The organism is Candidatus Allofontibacter sp. (assembly GCF_038145245.1).
Lineage (GTDB): Bacteria > Pseudomonadota > Alphaproteobacteria > Pelagibacterales > Pelagibacteraceae > Fontibacterium.
This window is the reverse complement of the sequence record NZ_JAYQPI010000072.1, coordinates 1-1,520: the sequence shown is the minus strand read 5'-3', so window position 1 is coordinate 1,520 and position 1,520 is coordinate 1. Positions and strand designations below refer to the sequence as shown.

At 27.6% G+C, this 1,520-nt stretch carries 3 protein-coding genes and 1 pseudogene; 1 reads left to right on the top strand and 3 read right to left on the bottom strand.

Annotated features, from left to right (window positions below; translation table 11 throughout):
• The 3 genes and pseudogenes from AC8IGH_RS05505 to AC8IGH_RS05495 form a co-directional block, all read right to left on the bottom strand.
• Positions 1–245 (bottom strand): annotated as a pseudogene (locus AC8IGH_RS05505) (homoserine dehydrogenase); the annotation flags it as partial.
• 9 nt (positions 246–254) lie between these two features.
• Complete coding sequence (locus AC8IGH_RS05500; RefSeq protein ID WP_507419707.1) at positions 255–560, bottom strand: DUF1476 domain-containing protein; 306 nt, start codon at positions 558–560, stop codon at positions 255–257.
• A 175-nt stretch (positions 561–735) separates the two neighbouring features.
• Positions 736–996, bottom strand: coding sequence for a hypothetical protein (locus tag AC8IGH_RS05495; protein WP_507419706.1), 261 nt, complete (start codon positions 994–996; stop codon positions 736–738).
• Positions 997–1,167: 171 nt separating this feature from the next.
• Here AC8IGH_RS05495 and AC8IGH_RS05490 point away from each other — a divergent pair.
• On the top strand, positions 1,168–1,520 hold a 353-nt coding region (locus tag AC8IGH_RS05490; RefSeq protein ID WP_507419705.1), incomplete at its 3' end, for a PLP-dependent transferase.

The following is a 1,520-nucleotide window of genomic DNA, read 5'->3' as shown; positions in this document are numbered from 1 at the left end:
ATATCTTTTTTTAATGCTTCATCTAAAGAATTAGTAAATTGAATTTGATTAATTGTTGTTTCACTAAGACCACTATTTTTACAATTAGATTTTGCTTTCCCAATATTTATGTCAACGATTGCTGCAATTTTAATTTTTTGCAGTTGATTATATTGAGATAAAAACATGGAAATAAATTTTCCACATCCAATAAAACAAATAGAAATATCTTTATTTAAACTTTGAAGTTTAGAAAATAAAAACATTTTTTGTATTTATATTTCTTTTTTTGCAACTTCTAAAAATTCAGACATTTTTTTTCTGATTTCACTGTCCTGAATATTTTTTCCCTCTAAGTCTTTTTTTATTTTTCTAAAAACATCTTCATCACCAGACTCTTCAAAATCTGATTTTATAACTTCAGTAATATAATTTTTTTTATTTTCTTCGTTTAGTTTTAGGATATCAGCAGCCCAGATTGCTAAAAGTTTATTTCTTTTTGCATTAATTTTAAACTGCACTTCCTGATCGTTTGTAAACTTTCGTTCAAACCCTTTTTCTCTATCATTAAAATCATTCATAGAGATAATTATAGGCTGAAATTGATCTTGAATAAAGAGCGTGTGTAAGATTTTAAAATTTATTAAAAGTACGATATAGTAACGATATGGCTCTTATTATTATAGCTTTATTAGTTATTATTATCGTACTTTTAATTTTGCTTTATAGAAAAAAGTAACCCTAAAATAATTCTAATTATTTTTTAGATTTTTCTTCTTTCTTTCCTTTACGAGCTTCATGAAAAGCTTTTCTTTCTTCTACTGAAAGCACACCGTCTTTATTAGTGTCCATTTTGTTAAACATTTCTTCATGCCATTTCAGATATTCAGCTTTAGTGATTGGATCTTTCATTCCCCACTTTGGATGATCTTTTTTATAATTTTTATCGTCTGCATGGGCTAATGAAAAAGTTCCAAGCATCATCATTGTAAGAACTATTTTAGTTATTGTTTTCATAAGTTATCTGGTTGTTGTTTAGTTTAAGTTTATTTAATTTTCAGACTTATTTGTGTTCTAATAATTGTAAAATTATAACCGGAGAAATCTCAATATTTTATTAAGGATAGTCATTGATTTAAGCCCTGTTCATGACTTATTATATCCTTATTAATCTAATATTTAGAAAATATGACTACATCAAGCAAACACCCCGAAACTATAGGTTTACACGGAGGAGATTATAGAAGAGATGCAACAACAACATCAGTTGCAGTGCCAATTTATCAAACAACAAGTTATCAATTTAATAATACAGACCACGCAGCAAATTTATTTGCATTAAAAGAATTTGGAAACATTTACACAAGGATTATGAATCCTACAGTTGATGTTCTTGAGAAAAGAGTAGCTGCTTTAGAAAATGGAATTGCAGCTTTAGCAGTAGGATCAGGACAAGCAGCATCAGCATTTTGTATACAAAACTTATGTAAAGCCGGAGATAACATTGTTGCATCCACAGATTTATATGGTGGAACGGTAAA